At 71.3% G+C, this 15,478-nt stretch carries 12 protein-coding genes; 4 read left to right on the top strand and 8 right to left on the bottom strand.

What is annotated here, in order from left to right; translation table 11 throughout:
- Positions 1-8 precede the first annotated feature (8 nt).
- The 3 genes from ACWD5D_RS11100 to ACWD5D_RS11090 are packed head-to-tail and all read right to left on the bottom strand — an operon-like array spanning position 9 to position 3,773.
- Positions 9-2,381, bottom strand: coding sequence for an aerobic carbon-monoxide dehydrogenase large subunit (locus ACWD5D_RS11100; protein WP_451372510.1), 2,373 nt, complete (start codon positions 2,379-2,381; stop codon positions 9-11).
- Positions 2,378-2,899: a (2Fe-2S)-binding protein gene (locus tag ACWD5D_RS11095; RefSeq protein WP_451372509.1), complete on the bottom strand. Its 522-nt coding sequence runs from the start codon at positions 2,897-2,899 to the stop codon at positions 2,378-2,380. The genes ACWD5D_RS11100 and ACWD5D_RS11095 overlap by 4 nt, the downstream gene beginning before the upstream one ends.
- 1 nt (position 2,900) lies before the next feature.
- Positions 2,901-3,773: an FAD binding domain-containing protein gene (locus ACWD5D_RS11090; RefSeq protein ID WP_451372508.1), complete on the bottom strand. Its 873-nt coding sequence runs from the start codon at positions 3,771-3,773 to the stop codon at positions 2,901-2,903.
- Positions 3,774-3,889: 116 nt separating this feature from the next.
- Here ACWD5D_RS11090 and ACWD5D_RS11085 point away from each other — a divergent pair, with 116 nt between their 5' ends.
- A complete protein-coding gene (locus tag ACWD5D_RS11085) occupies positions 3,890-4,846 on the top strand; it encodes a LysR family transcriptional regulator (RefSeq protein ID WP_451372507.1) in 957 nt (318 codons plus the stop codon).
- A gap of 156 nt (positions 4,847-5,002) precedes the next feature.
- On the opposite strand, the gene ACWD5D_RS11080 is transcribed toward ACWD5D_RS11085, so the two are convergent.
- Positions 5,003-7,261 carry a tetratricopeptide repeat protein gene (locus ACWD5D_RS11080; protein WP_451372506.1) on the bottom strand — a complete coding sequence of 753 codons (2,259 nt, stop codon included), beginning with the start codon at positions 7,259-7,261 and terminating at the stop codon, positions 5,003-5,005.
- A gap of 134 nt (positions 7,262-7,395) precedes the next feature.
- On the bottom strand, positions 7,396-8,088 hold the full coding sequence (locus ACWD5D_RS11075) for an alpha/beta fold hydrolase (RefSeq protein WP_451372505.1): 693 nt from the start codon (positions 8,086-8,088) through the stop codon (positions 7,396-7,398).
- A gap of 211 nt (positions 8,089-8,299) precedes the next feature.
- Here ACWD5D_RS11075 and ACWD5D_RS11070 point away from each other — a divergent pair, with 211 nt between their 5' ends.
- Entirely contained in the window at positions 8,300-11,068 is a 2,769-nt protein-coding gene (locus tag ACWD5D_RS11070) for an AAA family ATPase (protein WP_451372504.1), read from the top strand.
- Positions 11,069-11,098: 30 nt separating this feature from the next.
- Here the strand turns inward: ACWD5D_RS11070 and ACWD5D_RS11065 are convergent, their stop codons facing one another.
- Both ACWD5D_RS11065 and ACWD5D_RS11060 read right to left on the bottom strand, forming a co-directional pair.
- Positions 11,099-12,277: an FAD binding domain-containing protein gene (locus ACWD5D_RS11065; protein ID WP_451372503.1), complete on the bottom strand. Its 1,179-nt coding sequence runs from the start codon at positions 12,275-12,277 to the stop codon at positions 11,099-11,101.
- Positions 12,274-12,951: a DsbA family oxidoreductase gene (locus ACWD5D_RS11060; RefSeq protein WP_451372502.1), complete on the bottom strand. Its 678-nt coding sequence runs from the start codon at positions 12,949-12,951 to the stop codon at positions 12,274-12,276. Before ACWD5D_RS11060 ends, ACWD5D_RS11065 begins: the two co-directional genes overlap by 4 nt.
- 107 nt (positions 12,952-13,058) lie before the next feature.
- Between ACWD5D_RS11060 and ACWD5D_RS11055 the strand changes: the two genes are divergently transcribed.
- Together ACWD5D_RS11055 and ACWD5D_RS11050 are read left to right on the top strand one after the other, a co-directional pair.
- Positions 13,059-13,619, top strand: coding sequence for a TetR/AcrR family transcriptional regulator (locus ACWD5D_RS11055; protein ID WP_451372501.1), 561 nt, complete (start codon positions 13,059-13,061; stop codon positions 13,617-13,619).
- A 407-nt stretch (positions 13,620-14,026) separates the two neighbouring features.
- A complete protein-coding gene (locus ACWD5D_RS11050; RefSeq protein WP_451372500.1) occupies positions 14,027-14,851 on the top strand; it encodes a DUF1684 domain-containing protein in 825 nt (274 codons plus the stop codon).
- A gap of 280 nt (positions 14,852-15,131) precedes the next feature.
- Here ACWD5D_RS11050 and ACWD5D_RS11045 read toward each other — a convergent pair whose 3' ends face one another.
- Positions 15,132-15,287, bottom strand: a complete 156-nt coding sequence (locus ACWD5D_RS11045; RefSeq protein ID WP_451372499.1) for a hypothetical protein — start codon at positions 15,285-15,287, stop codon at positions 15,132-15,134.
- Positions 15,288-15,478: the final 191 nt, after the last annotated feature.

Raw genomic sequence — 15,478 nt, 5'->3', positions numbered from 1 at the left:
CGGGTGCCTCAGGTGATCGCCAGGTCGGTGCGCAGAGGCCGCCCCTGGGTGGCCCGCCACACCACGGCGGGCGTCAGCGGCATGTCGACATGGCGTACGCCGAGCGGCTTCAGCGCGTCGACCACGGCGTTGACCACCGCGGCGGGCGAGCCGACCGTGGCGGACTCGCCGACGCCCTTGGCTCCGATGGGGTGGTGCGGGGAGGGGGTGACGGTCTCGCCGAGCTCCCACGAGGGGCATTCGACCGAGGTGGGCAGGAGGTAGTCCATGAACGATCCGCCGAGGCAGTTGCCGTCCTCGTCGAAGGCGATCACCTGCATGAGCGCCATGCCGAGGCCGTCGGCGAGGCCGCCGTGCACCTGGCCCTCGACGATCATGGGATTGATGCGGTTGCCGCAGTCGTCCACGGCGATGAACCGGCGGACCTTCACCTGGCCGGTGCCCGCGTCGACGTCGACGACACAGATGTAGGCGCCGAAGGGGAAGGTGAGGTTCGGCGGGTTGTAGACGCACGTCGCGTCCAGGTGGCCCTCGACGCCCTCGGGCAGCTCCAGGTCGGAGTGTGCCGCGAGCGCGATCTCCGCCATGGTCCGTCCTTGGTCGGGGTCTCCCGTGACGAACCAGCGGCCCTTCTCCCATTCCAGGTCGTCCGGGCTCACTTCGAGCATCGCGGAGGCGACGATCTTCGCGCGTTCGCGCACCTTGCGGGCGACCATCGCGGTCGCGGCTCCGGACACCGGCGTCGAGCGGGATCCGTAGGTGCCGAGCCCGAAGGGGGTCTGGTCGGTGTCGCCGTGGACCACCTCGACGTCCTCGGGCGGGATGCCCAGTTCCTCGGCGACGATCTGCGCGAACGTGGTCTCGTGGCCCTGTCCCTGGGTCTGTACGGAGATCCGCAGGACGGCCTTGCCGGTCGGGTGGACCCGCAGCTCGGCGCCGTCGGCCATGCCCAGTCCGAGGATGTCCATGTGCCCCCGGGGCCCCGCGCCGACGGCCTCGGTGAAGAAGCTGACCCCGATGCCCATCAGCTCGCCGCGCTCGCGCTTGTCGGCCTGCTCCCGGCGCAGGTCCTCGTAGTGCGCGATGTCCATCGCCAGTCGCAGGGCCCTCGGGTAGTCGCCGGAGTCGTACTCCCACCCCGTCCGCGTCCGGTACGGGAACTGTCCGGGCCGCAGCAGGTTGCGCATCCGCAGCTCGGCCGGGTCCGTGCCGAGCCGGTCCGCGAGCAGGTCGACCATCCGCTCCACCAGGTACACGGCCTCGGTGACGCGGAACGAGCAGGCGTAGGCGACGCCGCCGGGGGCCTTGTCGGTGTAGACGCCGGTCACGGTGCAGTGCGCGGCGGCCAGGTCGTAGGAGCCGGTGAAGACGCCGAAGAAGCCGGCCGGGAACCGCGTCGGCTGTGCGGTGGCGTTGAACGCGCCGTGGTCGGCGATCACATGGACCCGCAAGGCAAGGATCTTCCCGTCCTTCGTCGCCGCGATCTCGCCGTGCATGTGGTAGTCGCGGGCGAAGGAGGTGCTCATCAGGTTCTCCGAGCGGTCCTCCACCCACTTCACCGGCTTGCCGGTGACGATCGAGCCGACGACCGCGCACACGTAACCGGGGTAGATGCCGACCTTGTTGCCGAAGCCGCCCCCGATGTCCGGGGAGATGATCCGGATCTTGTGCTCCGGGATGCCGGCCACCATCGCGTAGATCGTGCGGTGGGCGTGCGGGGCCTGGGTGGTGGACCACACCGTCAGCTTCCCGGTGATGGCGTCCATGTCCGCCACGGTGCCGCAGGTCTCCAGCGGCGCCGGGTGCACTCGCGGGTAGAGCATGTCCTGCTCCACCACGACGTCGGCGGTCGCGAAGACCTCGTCGGTGCGTTCCTTGTCGCCCGCCGACCAGTCGAAGATGTGGTTGTCGCTCTGATGCTCCTTGTCGTCGCGGATCACCGGGGCGTCCGGGTCGAGCGCCCGCCGGGCGTCGACGACCGGCGGCAGCGGTTCGTACTCCACGTCGATCAGTTCGAGGGCGTCCCGGGCTGCGTAGCGGTCCTCGGCGACGACGAAGGCGACCTCCTGGCCCTGGAAGCGCACCTTGTCGGTGGCGAGCACCGCCTGCGTGTCGTACGAGAGCGTGGGCATCCAGGCCAGTCCGAGACCGGCCAGGGTCTCCCCCGTGATCACGGCCCTGACCTTCGGGTGCGCCTCCGCGGCGCTGGTGTCGACGGACACGATCCGGGCGTGCGCCAGCGGGCTGCGCAGGATCGCGCCGTAGAGCATCCCGGGCAGCCGTACGTCGTCGACGTAGGTCCCGTGGCCGCGGACGAACCGGGCGTCCTCCTTGCGGGGCATCCGTCCGAAGCCGACCGGCCGTTCCTCGGTGGTCGTCATGCCCGCGCCTCCTCGCGACCGGGCGCCGGCTCGGTGTCCGCGCCGGCCGTCCCGTGCCCGCCGCCGTGCTCGGCGGCCCAGCGGATGGAGCGCACGATGTTCTCGTAACCGGTGCAGCGGCACACCTGTCCGGAGATGGCCTCGCGGATGTCCTCCTCGGACGGATCCGCGTCGTGGTCGAGCAGCCAGCGGGCGGTCATCATCATCCCCGGCGTGCAGAAGCCGCACTGCAGTCCGTGGCAGGCGATGAATCCCTTCTGCACCGGGTCGAGTTCGGCCCCGTGCGCCAGCCCCTCGACGGTCCGCACCTGATGGCCGTCGGCCATCACCGCGAGGACGGTGCAGGACTTCACCGGCGTGCCGTCCAGCCATACGGTGCACACCCCGCAGTTGGAGGTGTCGCAGCCCCAGTGGGTGCCGGTGAGCCCGAGTTCGTCGCGCAGGAAGTGCACGAGCAGCAGCCTGGGCTCCACGTCCCTCGTGTGCTGCTCGCCGTTCACGGTCACGGTGATCCGCATGTCACGCCTCCTGCCCCCGGGCGCGTGCGGCGGCGGCGCGCAGCGCCCGCGTGGTCAGCTCTGCGGCCAGGTGCCGCTTGTAGTCGACCGGGCCGCGCTGGTCGGCGGTCGGCCTGCACTCCCGCGCGGCGATCCGGCCCGCCTCGGCGAAGCCCTCGTCGTCCGGCCGTCCGCCGCGCAGGAAGTCCTCGGCCTGCTCGGCCACGAACCGTGGGGCGCCCACCGCGGTCAGCCCGATCCCGGCCTCGTCGATGACATCGCCGGAGATCTCCAGCACCGCTCCCGCGGCGACGACCGCCCAGTCGCCGACCCGGCGCTCGACCTTGCGGTAGGCGCTGGCGTGCGAACGGATGGGGACGCGGATCTCCACCAAGAGCTCCGCTTCGTTCAGCGCGGTCTCGTACGGACCGAGGAAGAACTCCCTGATCGCGATGGTTCGCCTGCCGCCGGGGCCCTGGGTGACCAGGGTCGCCCGCAGCGCCGAGAACGCCGCGGACAGGTCCTCCGACGGATCGGCCTGGCACAGCGAGCCGCCCACGGTGCCGCGGTTGCGTACGAGCGGATCGGCGATGACCCGCTCGGCGTCCCGCAGGACGGGGAAGTGCTCGCCGACGACCGGCGAGGCGAGCAGTTCCGCGTGGCGGACCATGGCTCCGACGGCCAGGTCGTGCCCGTCCACCCTGATCAACGCCAGTTCGCCGAGGCCGTTGATGTCGATCAGGGCTTCGGGCTGAGCCAGCCGCAGCTTCATCATCGGCAGCAGGCTGTGTCCGCCCGCCACCACCCGGGCCTCGGGGCCGTACCGCGTGAGCAGCTCGATCGCCTGCTCGAGGCTGGTGGCCCGCTCGTACTGGAATGCGACCGGAACCTGCATCGGGCCCTCCTGGAATGCTCTGCCCGCTGCTGCAGCGATGCTGCGCTCTTCCGTACCCGCCGTGCAATGGGTGGATAAGCATTCACTTATCGGTCCGAACGCGCGAAAATCGGATGGTGACCGTCACGCAGCTCAGCACCTTCGTGCTGGTTGCCCGGCTCGGTTCGGTGGGCGCCGCGGCACGGGCTCTGAAGGTGAGCGAGTCCGCGGTGTCGCAGGCGCTCGCGGCGCTGCGCACCCACTTCGGTGACCCGCTCATCCGGCGCGCCGGCGGCGGTGGGATGCGCCTGACGCCCGCCGGGGCGCGGCTGCTGCCGGTCGCTTCGCGGATGGTCGCGCTGAACGCGGACGCCGAGGCCGCGGTGCGGGCGGCACGGGGTGCGCCCGACGAACTGCGGGTCGTCGCCACCAGCACGCTGGCCGAGTTCGTACTGCCGTCGCTCGTGGAGGCCTTCGCCTGCCGCTCGGGGCGCAGGACCGAGACCTCGTTCGGGGTGGCCACCGGCAACGAGATGCGCGTGCTGGTGGAGAACCGGCTGGCCGACGTCGCGCTCGGGCCCTGTCTCGGCGACGACGGCACGGGCGAACTGGTCGGCGAACCGCTGTTCCGCACCCAGCTGGTCGTGGTGACCGGCGCCAGGGCGCCGCGGCCGCCCGGTCCGCCGACGCAGTGGTCGTGGCTGGTCGATTCCTCCGGGACCGATCCGGACGCGGACTCCGGGCGGCTGCTGCGCCGGCTCAAAGTGGCCGAAGGGAACGTGTGGGTGTTCCCCAACCAGGCCGCGACCCTGGCGGCCGCCGCGGAGGGCGCGGGGGTGGCACCGGCGTTGGCCCATCTGGTGTCGCCCCGCATCCGGCGTGACGAGCTGCGTCTGCTGGAGACCCCGGCCACGCCGTCGGACGCCACGTGGCACGCCACCGTCCTGCGGCCGGAACACCGTTCCCCGGCCACCGACGCTTTCCTGCACTTCCTGCACACACCCGCGGCGACCCGCGTCATGCGCGCGCCCGGCACGGGCGTCCCGCCCTCCCGGTTCCGGCCCCCGGTGTACGTCACGCTCTGGGGCGCGTGAGAGAGCGGGCTCTTCCCCGTTGTCGTAGCGGCGTGCCCGTCCTGTGTCCGGTGTCCGGTCGGCGGGTGAGGGCGACGGAGCCCGACAGCCCGGTGTTCCGACCGGGACGGTTCGCCGGTCGTGGACCGGGTCCTGGCCCGGCCCACCCGTCGGCATTCAGGAGGTGGCGTCCGCCAGGGCGTGGCAGCGGGTGCTCGCCTCGGTGTCGCCGATCGCTTCGTGGACCTGGGCCGCCCGCACGTAGGCACGGCGGCTCTCGTCGGTCCGGCCTTCCCCGGCCAGCAGGGCAGCCAGTGTTTCCAGGGCTTCGGCCTGCCGGTAGTCGGACATCCGGAGCGTGTTCATGGCATCGATCGCCTCACTGAGCGTGGTGATCGCCTCCTTGCGGCGGCCGAGGTGTCCGAGGCAGAAGCCGATGCGCATCAGCTGGACCGGCCGGCTGTGCGCGGCGACGCTCGGTGTCATCCCCGACCCCTCGTCGTCCAGCAGAGCGAGCACTTCGATGAACTGCTCCAACGCCTCGGTGTAGCGCCCTTCGTCGAGAAGGCATCTGGCGACGGCGGCGAGGCTCTGGACGTAGGAGTCGATGTCACCGATGGACTTGGATATCTCCGCCGCCTTGGAGGACGAGGCGATGGCCTCGTCGAGTCGGCCGAGCAGGAGCAGTGCCGAAGCGGTGTACTCGTACGACCAGGCGATCTGCGCCGTGGCACCGCACCGGGCGGCCAACGCCAACGCCTCGGCCGCATACCGCAGTGTGGTCTCCGGGTCGCTGGGCGGCACGCTGTGCACCCAGGCCAGATAGTTCAGCTGGGTCGCCTGCTGCGCCAGGTCACCGAGAGCGGCGGCCGACTCCGCTCCCAGCGTGAAGACCTCGTGCCAGTGCGGGCCGTGCGCCCACCGTTCGGAGAACCAGTGCATCGACTCCGCGCAGTCGAGGACGAGGGCGTGCTCCCCGTCGCTCGCCGCCGCCCGCATCGCCCCCAGCCAGTTGCCCACGTTGCCCCGCAGCCACCAGTCGGCCTCGTCCGGGGAGGCCGGGGCGGGGAGATCCGGGGCGGGCCGGCCGGGACAGCCGCCGGGTTCGAACCACCGCCCGGACAGCGTGGCCATCCGCAGCAGCCAGGACGTCACCCTCCGTGTCAGCGCCTCGCGCTCGGCCGCGGTCTCCTCCTCGTGGAGCCGGTCGCGGGCGAACAGGCGGACCAGGTCGTGGAATCGGTAACGGCCCGCGGCGCTGTCGTCCAGCAGGCCGAGGTCGACGAGGTCGTCCAGAGCCTCCCCGGCGTCCTCGATCGACACCCCTCCGGCGACGGCCGCCAGTGCGGCGTCGAAGTCCTGTCCCGGCACCACGGCGAGCCGCCGGAACATCCGCCGCGCGGTATCGACAAGTTGCTCGTACGACATCCCGAACGCGTTGGCGACCTTGAGGTCGCCGGCCTTGAACTGATCGAGACGGCGCCCCTCGTCCGCCAGCCGGGCGGCGAGTTCGGCGGCGTCCCATCCGGGCCGGCTGACCAGCCGGTTGCCGATGATCCGCAGCGCCAGCGGCAGTCCCCCGCACAGCTCGGCGAGCAGGGTGAGCGCCGATTCCTCGTCGGAGGCGGAACGTTCCCCCAGAATCCCGGTGAGCAGTACCTTGGCCGCCTGCAGCGGCAGGGGTCCGAGGACGAGCCTGCGGACGCCCTCCAGTCCTGCCAGCAGTCGTCGGGTGGTGATCAGCGCCCTGCTCGCGCCTTCTCCTGGAAGCAGCGGGCGCACCTGCTCCTCCGACGCGGCGTTGTCGAGGACGACCAGGACGCGCCTGGCCCGCAGCAGCGACCGGTACAAGGAGGCTCGCCCCTGGGTGTCGGCCGGGATCTGCCGGTCCGCGACGCCGAGCGCGCCGAGCAGCAACCGCAGAGCGTCGGCGGCGGCCAACGGCCGCTGGGACATGCCGAACAGGTCGAGGAAGAACACTCCGTCGGGAAAGACCGGCCCCACGGAATGAGCGGCACGGACCGCGAACGTGGTCTTGCCCAGACCCGCCGAGCCGGTGATCAGGCCCACCACACCGACACCCGGCGAGCTCTCGGCATGCACCAGCTCGCTCATCCAGACCAGTTCTGCCGCACGACCGGTGAAGTCGTCGACCGACCGGGGCAGTTCACACAGACCACTGGGACGCGTCCAGTGATCCCGTAGTCGGCCCTCGCGCGCCAACTCGACGAACGCCTCGCGGGCATCCCCCGTCAGCGCGAGCGCATCCGCCAGAGCGGTCACCGTCCGCTGCTGGGGCCCCCGGCTCCGTCCGCGCTCCATGTCCGACAGGGTCCGGGCACTGACCCCCGACACCTCGGCCAACTGCTCCAACGTCAGACGTGCCGCGCGCCGATGACCGCGCAACACCTCTCCGAAACCAGGACGTCCGGTCATGGAGCACACCTCCTCTCCGCAGCGAAGCCATTCCTGATGGTCGGGAGCGGGAATCCCGTCCCGCAGCAGACGGCCGGCCCGATGGCTCGGTCGGCCGGTGTCGCGCCTTGACCGTCCGAGGTCCCGGCCCGCCCTCAGTGGCCGGTGGCCTGCTCGATGAGGTCGGCGACCGCATCGGGCCGGGACACGTGGACACAGTGGCTGCCGGGGGTCTCGACGGTCCGGGCGCCGGCCCGCTCGGCCATGGCCCGCTGGGCGGGCGCGGGAATCATGCGGTCGTCGGCCGCCACCAGGTACCAGGCCGGCTTTGTGTGCCAGGCGGGCTGGGACACGGCCCCGTTGAGCGCGTCGACGCCCCAGGGGACCTGGGAGTCCGCCATGAACGCGGCCACGTCGGCGGGAAGATCCGCGGCGAACGAGGCGGCGAACTCGTCGCGGTCCAGGAGCAGGAAGCCGTCCCTCGGCGGCAGGATGGGCGGGACCGGCGCCCCGGGCGGCGGGTCGGCGACCAAAGTGCTCACGGACTCGCCCTTGTCGGGGGCGAACGCCGCGATGTAGACGAGGCCGGCCACCTTGTCGTGATTGCCGGCCTCGCTGATCACGGCGCCGCCGTAGGAGTGGCCGACCAGGACGGCCGGTCCGTCCAGGGCGTCGAGAACCTGGCGGGTGGCGGCGACATCGCCCTCCAGCGACAGCGTCGGATTCTGCACGATGCTGACCCGGTACCCGTCCTTGCTCAGCCGGTCGTACACCCCCTGCCAGCCCGAGCCGTCCACGAACCCTCCGTGGACGAGGACGACGTTCCTGGGCTGCGCATCCTCACTCATCACTTCTCCCGTTCCATCGGACGGACGAGGTCACGCGATGAACGCTAGAAGCCGGACGGAAGGCGCCGATTCCGTCATGTGACTTAGTTCGGTGACGAAGGGCTACCCTCTGGGCACGGACGGGTGATGGGGTCACACGGCACCTCGTGTCACATCAGCCCGCACGCGGACGGGAGTCGCTGCCCGCTCCGGGCGAGACAGGAGGGTGATCATGGTCGACCGGTCCACCGGCGACACAGACGGCTTCCTGGTCGGCCGGGAAGCCGACATGGAACGGCTCGGCGTCTTCCTGGCCGGCGTCCCGCGTCAGGGCGGATCGCTGGCGCTGGTGGGAGAGCCGGGAGTCGGGAAGACGGCGCTGCTCGCCGCTGCCGCCCGGGAAGCCGAGGCCGCGGGGATACGGGTACTGCATGCCATGGGTGTGCAGTACCGGGCTCAGGCCAGTTACGGCGCTCTGCAGCAGCTGCTGATCTCGGTACCCGAAATTCACTCAAGGGCCACGAGGATGCCCGCCCTTGCCGGAGCCCTCGGCTTCGAGCGGGGCGCGGCCCCCGGGCACGACGCGGTCGCCGAGGCCGTGGTGTCGCTGACCGCGGGCCTGTCCCGTGACGTCCCCTCACTGCTGGTGCTGGACGACGCGCAGTGGCTGGACCGGGCAAGTGCCGTCGTCCTGGGGCAGGTGGCGCGTCGGCTCCTGGGTACCGGCACGGGGCTGGTGTGCGCGGTCAGGCTCGGAGAGGAGAGCTTCTTCGACCACAGCGGGCTTCCTGCGCACGATCTGGGCCCGCTCACCGAGGCCGCCTCCGACGAGTTGCTCCGCCGCCGCTTCCCGGCGCTCGCCTCGCGGGTACGACGACGTCTGGTCGCCGAGGCCGAAGGCAATCCACTGGCGCTGCTGGAACTCCCGGCCGCGCTGACCGAGTCCCAGCGGACCGCGTCCCAAGCCCTGCCGAAGCGCATCCCGTTGACCCAGCGGCTCCAGTCGACTTTCGCCTCCCGTATCAGGGCGTTGCCGACAGCCACGCGGCACCTGCTGCTCGTCGCCGCGCTGGAGGGCAGTGGCAACATGCTGATCGTGCGCCGCGCGGTGGCCGGCCGGTGCAGTCTGAAGCACCTGGCTCCGGCGGAGCACATGCAGCTCGTCCGCGTCGACGACACGACCGGGCGGCTGGCATTCAGGCACTCGCTCATACGCTCCGCAGTGGTGGATCTGTCGACCAGCGACCAACGACGCAGCGTGCACCGCGCACTCGCGGAGGCGTGGATCGCGGTCCCTGAGCAGCGGGCCTGGCATCTGGCGCAGGCCACGGTCGAGCCCGACGAACAGATCGCCGCCCTGCTCGAGGAAGCCGCCGACGTCAGCGCCCGCCGCGGCGACGGGCCGAACGCGGTGGCGGCACTCGTGCGCGCCGCCGAGCTGAGCCCGGCAGGTTCCGCGTACGCCCGGCGGCTGGCCAAGGCCGCGTACGTCGGCGCGAACCTCACCGGCGACGTACGCGATGTGCCGCGCCTGCTGGACGACGCGCGACAGGCCGCCCCCGATGCGGAGTCCCCGGCGGCCGCGGTGGCCGCCGCGTTGTATCTGCTCAACAGCTACGGGGACATCGACACCACCCATCGCCTGCTGTCCGGCGCGATCGCCCTGCAGCCCGAGCCCTACGACCTCACCGACCCCACGCTGTTCGAAGCGCTGTCGACCCTGTTCATGGTGTGCATCCACGGCGGCCGGCGCGAGCTGTGGTCGGGCTTCGACGCGGCACTGTCGAAGTGCACCTCGGTTCCGGACACCCTGCGGCTGTTGCGGGCCACCTTCGCCGATCCGGCGCGGGCCCGGCCGGCCGACTGGGCCCGGCTCGACGCCGCCGTCCAGACGCTTCACGGCACGTCGGATCCGGTGCGGATCGTACGGATCGCCACGGCCGGCGCGTACGCGGACCGCCTCGGCGCGATGGAAGAGCCGCTGCGGCTCACGGCTCGCGGCGGACTGAGCGGGCAGAACATCTTCCCCGCCATCCAGGCCTCGTTCCTGTGGAGCAGTCATGCCTGGCTCACCGGCCAGTGGCCGGAGCTGCGCCAGGTGGCCCAGCAGGGCCTGCGCTGGTGTGAGGAACTCGACTATCCACTGCGTTCCTGGACCGGCAAGTTCGTGCTGGCCTGCGTGTCCGCAGCCAGCGGCGACTACCGGGCCGCTCGCGGGTTCGCCGATCAGATGGACCAGTGGGCCGGATCGCGCAGAGGCCATGCCGTCGGCTGCTACGCCGCCCATGCCAGGACGCTGATCGCCCTGTCGCAAGGTGACTTCGAAGCGGCCTACCGACACGCGTGCAGGATCACTCCGGCCGGAACGTTCGCACCTTTCGCCGGGCACGCGCTGTGGGCGATCCTGGATCAGGTGGAGGCCGCGGTACGCACGGGTCGACGCGAGAAGGCCGTCGGCCACGTCAGGGCAGCCAGGGACGCCGGACTCGAAGCGGTGTCACCGCGGTTGGACATGGTCCTGCTCGCCTCGGCCGCCCTGGCGACGGACAACGACGAGGAGGCCGCACTCGGGTTCGGTGAAGCCCTGGCCGTCGAGGGGGCCGAACGCTGGCCCTTCGACCACGCCCGAATACAGCTGTACTACGGCGAGCGGCTCCGCCGCGGCAAAGCACTGACCCAGGCCCGCACGCACCTGACCGCCGCCGCGGAGACCTTCGGGCGGCTCGGCGCCCATCCGTGGACGGAGCGGGCCAACAAGGAGTTGCGTGCCTGCGGTATCCCGGTGCACGCCCGTGTTTTGACCGGCGGCCCCGATCTGACGCCGCAGCAGTGGGAGATCGCCCGCCTCGCGGCCACCGGCCTGACCAACAAGCAGATCGGGGAAATGCTCCTGTTGTCCCCGCGGACCGTCTCGACCCATCTCTACCAGCTCTTCCCGAAGTTGGGCGTCACGTCCCGGGCCGCCCTGCGAGACGCGCTGGAGCAGCTGGACCGGCCGTAGCGGTGACCATGAGGCGCCGCCCGCCGGACCTCAGAGGGTCGGGCCGACGGGGGCAGCCGTCGTCGGCGTGGGGCCGTTGAGACCGAGTCGCTGTCCGAGACCGACCCCGTGCCGGTAGAGGGCCGTGCCCTCGGCCAGGCGGTTCTTCTCCCATGCCGCCAAGGCGTCGTCCAGGGAGGGGAGTTGCTGGAGGGCGGCGAAGAGGGTGATGGCGTCGGCGGCCGCCTTCTCCGCGCTGGCCGCTGTGTGGGGCCGTACGACGAACGCGGCGTCCCCGGTCAGCAGCATCCGGTCCTTGCGCATCCGGGTGACCCGCCCGTCCAGGATCGCCTGCGCGAACGGTTCGCGGGTGTGCTCGACCAGCTGACGCAGCGGCTCGGGCAGCAACGTCCGTGCACGGTCCAGGAGTTCGGCGTGCACCTGCGGCGCGATCAGGCCCGGGGGCAGGGACAGCCCGTGGGCGGTGCCGTCGCGGTCGGTGGTGATGCGGTCGAGGCCGGCCGCGTCGGCCCGGACGTACCACACCCAGTTCATGCGCCGGCTGCCCGGCGTGGTCGCGCCGAAGTCGCCCGGGATGAAGTAGCACAGGAACTGGGTGCGCTCCCCGTCGTAGAAGCTGAACCGGTCCCGGAAGACCGCGCCCAGCTCCTCCGGAAGCTCCGTCTCGTCGATCACTCCCCGGTACGCCACGTACCCGGCGTAGTGCGGCGCGCTGTCGGGGGCGACGAGTCTGCGGTGCCGTGACGCGGAGCCGTCCGCGATGATCGCGAGGTCGACGGGATGGACGGTGTCGCGGACTTGGACGTCGACGCCGTCGACGCCGTCGGGGCGCGACGTGAGCGCGGTGACCGCCAGGCCGTCGTGATAGCGCGCGCTGTCGAGTCCCTCCCGGAGTGACCCGTAGATCGCCCCCCAGGAGATCATCCGCTGCGCCATGAGCGTGTGGTGGCTCCGCCCGTCCCGGCTGAAGAACTGCCGGTGGGTGACGGGAACACTGATCCGGTCGGTGTCCACGCCGAGAAAGGTGCTCAGGAACCAGGCGACGCTCGGCTGCAGCACGATTCCGGCGCCGCGATCGTCGGGGCGGCCGGCGGACCGCTCCCAGACCGTGATGTCCAGCCCGAGCTCGGCGAGCGCGACCGCCTGGAACAGCCCGCCCAGCGAACCACCGACGACACCGGCCGTCCTGATGTCCGATACAGCACTCACAGCGAGCACACCCCGTTCTCGCACGTGGCCCCGGACGGCACCTCGGTGACCTGGCGTTCGAGGAGCTCCACGAGTGCGTCGGTGCCGACCGCGCCACTGATCGCCTTGTCGCCCGCGATCAGCACCGGCACGCCGCGCAGTCCCAGGTACTCGGCAAGCTTCAGGTCCTCCTGCACGGCCGACTCCAGGGCCGGATCGGCCAGCCGGCCGGCCACGTCGTCGCCGAGCCCCAGTTCCTGGCCGATCCGGGCCAGTACGGCCGTGTCGCCGACGTCCTGCCCCTCGGAGAAGTAGGCGGCGAGCAGCCGGTCGGCCATCGCCCACCCCTGCCGAGCGTCCCGCTCCGCCAACGCGATCAGCCGGTGCCCGGCACGTGTGTTCGGCGTCCTGGCGATCGCCGCGTAGTCGAAGACGACGCCGTCGTCACGGCCGGCCAGCACTGTCCCGGCGTCGAGCTCCCGCGAACGCTCCCAGCTGCCGAACTTCCCACTGCGGTACGTGCGCCGGTCCATCCCGGAGAGCGGCATCGCCGGGTTCAGCTCGAACGCGTGGTGGCGGATGTGGAACTCCTCGCCCGTGCGTTCCTTCACGATGCCGACGGCCTTGTCCAGCCGACGCCCGCCGATGTGGCACCAGGGGCAGATCAGATCGCTGAAGACGTCAAGAGTGACCATGGAATCCTCCAATCGAACCGACTAGTCTGTTCGATGAGAACAGCGGCGCAGCCGTACCCATTCCCGCCCCGATTACCGCCCCGATCCGCCCCGCACCGGAGGTACCCGTGAGCACCCCTGACGTCACCCGCGCCAAGATCGTCGCGGCCGCGGCGGACCTGTTCACCCGGTGCGGTGTGCGGGCCGTCGGCATCAACGAGATCTGGCGGGCCGCCGAGGTCGCCAAATCGACCCTCTACCAGCACTTCCGCTCCAAGGACGAGCTTGTCGCCGCCGTCCTGAGACGGCGCAACGACGCGTGGTGCGCACGTCTGAGCGAGCTCGGCGCCACGGCTTCCACGCCCCGGGACGGTCTCCTCGCGATCTTCGACCTGCTGGACCAGGAATTCGCCGACCCCGCCTACCGCGGCAGTGACCTGCTGAACGTCGCCGCCGAGTACCCCGACCCGGATCACCCCGTGCGGATCGCGATCCGCGACCACAAGCGCGGGATCCTCCGCCATCTCGCGGACCTCGCCGAGGCAGCGCGGGAACCCGACCCCGACAAGGTCGCCGCGACGATCCTGACACTCGCCGACGGGGCCGCCTGCGCCCGTGTGGGCCTCGGCGATTCCAACGCCGCCACCCTCGCGCGAGAGGCGGCATCGCGCCTGCTGGCACACGGCTGACAGCGAATTCTGTCCGACTTTCCGAGCCGAAGAGTGGCGCAGGATTCGAAGGGCCCTGGCGAATCCTGGCCTCTCGATGGACACCGCGCAGCAAAAGGGCCGTGGACGTCGCCGACTGCGCGCCGGGACGGGCAGGGTCGCCGGCGGCGGCGCGGGGCAAACAGAGCGGCGGTGAAGTCGTCCAGGGCCGCGAGGTTGTGGGCGCTCACGACGGTGACGAGCCGCGTCTGCGCGGGTATGCCGAGCTTCTGATGCGGGGAGGTACGGCTCCCGTACACATGACTGACAAGAAGCTGTCACACGCGGACTGGAATGCGGGTCCGGCGGACGCCCGTTCTTACTGGCATGACCGTTGGAGCGGAACTCCACGCGCCCGACGCGTGGAACCAGGTGACAAAGGAGAACTCATGACCACTGAGGTCACCACGACAGACCTCCAGGCTTTCACCGAGAACTGGCTGGACTGGTACCGCGCCCAGGAGGCCAGGCTCGCCGACCCTCACGGATTCCTGGCCGTCACCGGCCTGCACTGGCTCGATGACCGGCCGCAGCGTTTCCCCGACGCGCCCGGTGCGTGGCACACCGGCCGCGACGGGGTCGTCGTACATCTCGACGACGGAGAAGAACTGGTCGTCGACGGAACGCCGGTGCGCGGTGAACACCGCTTCGGCGCGCTTCCCGAACGCGGCGGCTTCGACGCGGCCTGGGGAGACGCCGTCATCGAGGTCGCGAAGCGCGGCGGCCATGACATCGTGCGCCCCCGGCACCCGGACGCGCCGCTTCGCACCGCCTTCACCGGAACACCCGCCTACGCCCCCGACCCGCGCTGGGCCGTGACGGGCCGGTACGTCCCCTTCGACGAGCCGCGGCCGACCACCGTGGGCGCGGCCGTCGAGGGCCTTGAGCATGTGTACGACGCTCCGGGCAGGATCGAGTTCGAGCTGCACGGGCGTCAGTTGTCCCTGACCGCATTCCCCGGACATGGTGCCGGCCGGCTGATGGTGCTGTTCACCGACACGACCTCTGGGGTCACCACCTACGCCGCCAACCGGGTCCTGGCCGTCGAGCCGCCCGCCGCCGACGGCACGGTCGTCCTGGACTTCAACCGCGCCGCGAATCTGCCGTGCGCCTACACGGACCTGGCCACCTGCCCGCTGCCGCCGGCCGAGAACCGGCTGCCGGTGGCGGTCGAGGCGGGTCAGAAGATCCCCCGCGAGCGCGGCGGGTCCTGAGCCGACGCCGGCCGAGGTCACGGCGGCCGGCACCTCCGCGGCCCGGCTCGCATCCGAGGAGCGTCTCCAGCGGATGCTTCGGGGCCGGAGTGCAGTCGCGCTCGGGGAGACGGTGCAGCGGGCCGGCCTCGGGGGTGCCGGAGGTCCGTGGTCCGGCGAGCCCTGAGTGCGACCCGCGCGTCAGCCGCAGTGCCACGGCGACAGCAGGTACTCGGGCCGGCAAGTGCCCAGGTACGACGCCGGTCCGCTTCTCCCGCAAGCGCCATTTCTTGGGGCCTGCTCAGCCGGACGTCAGCTTCGAGCTGTCGTGGCCGACCGGGAGGAGGTTGTCGGTGATCGACGGGACATCGACCTCCTTGGTGATCCGGCCCGCCTCCACGAAGGCATCGGCGAGTTTCTGCCCCGCCGCGATGTCCGACTTCCCGATCGGAGTCACCCGGGTCTCGAATGCCTTCAGGGACGCTGGTGCGTTGCCGCCCCATGTGGTTACCTGGCTCCATGACCGTGCTCGTGACCCGCCGCCACGTTGACTACGTGCGTGTCACCACCATGCGCTGTCCTGCCGCGAGCTGAAGCCGCGCTCCGGCCTCTGAGCAGTCTCTTTTCCACCGCACCGCGCTGAACGCC

The sequence above is a fragment of the Streptomyces sp. NPDC002520 genome, assembly GCF_053595235.1.
Note: the sequence above shows the minus strand (reverse complement) of the source record. Positions and strands in the feature narration are given on the sequence as shown.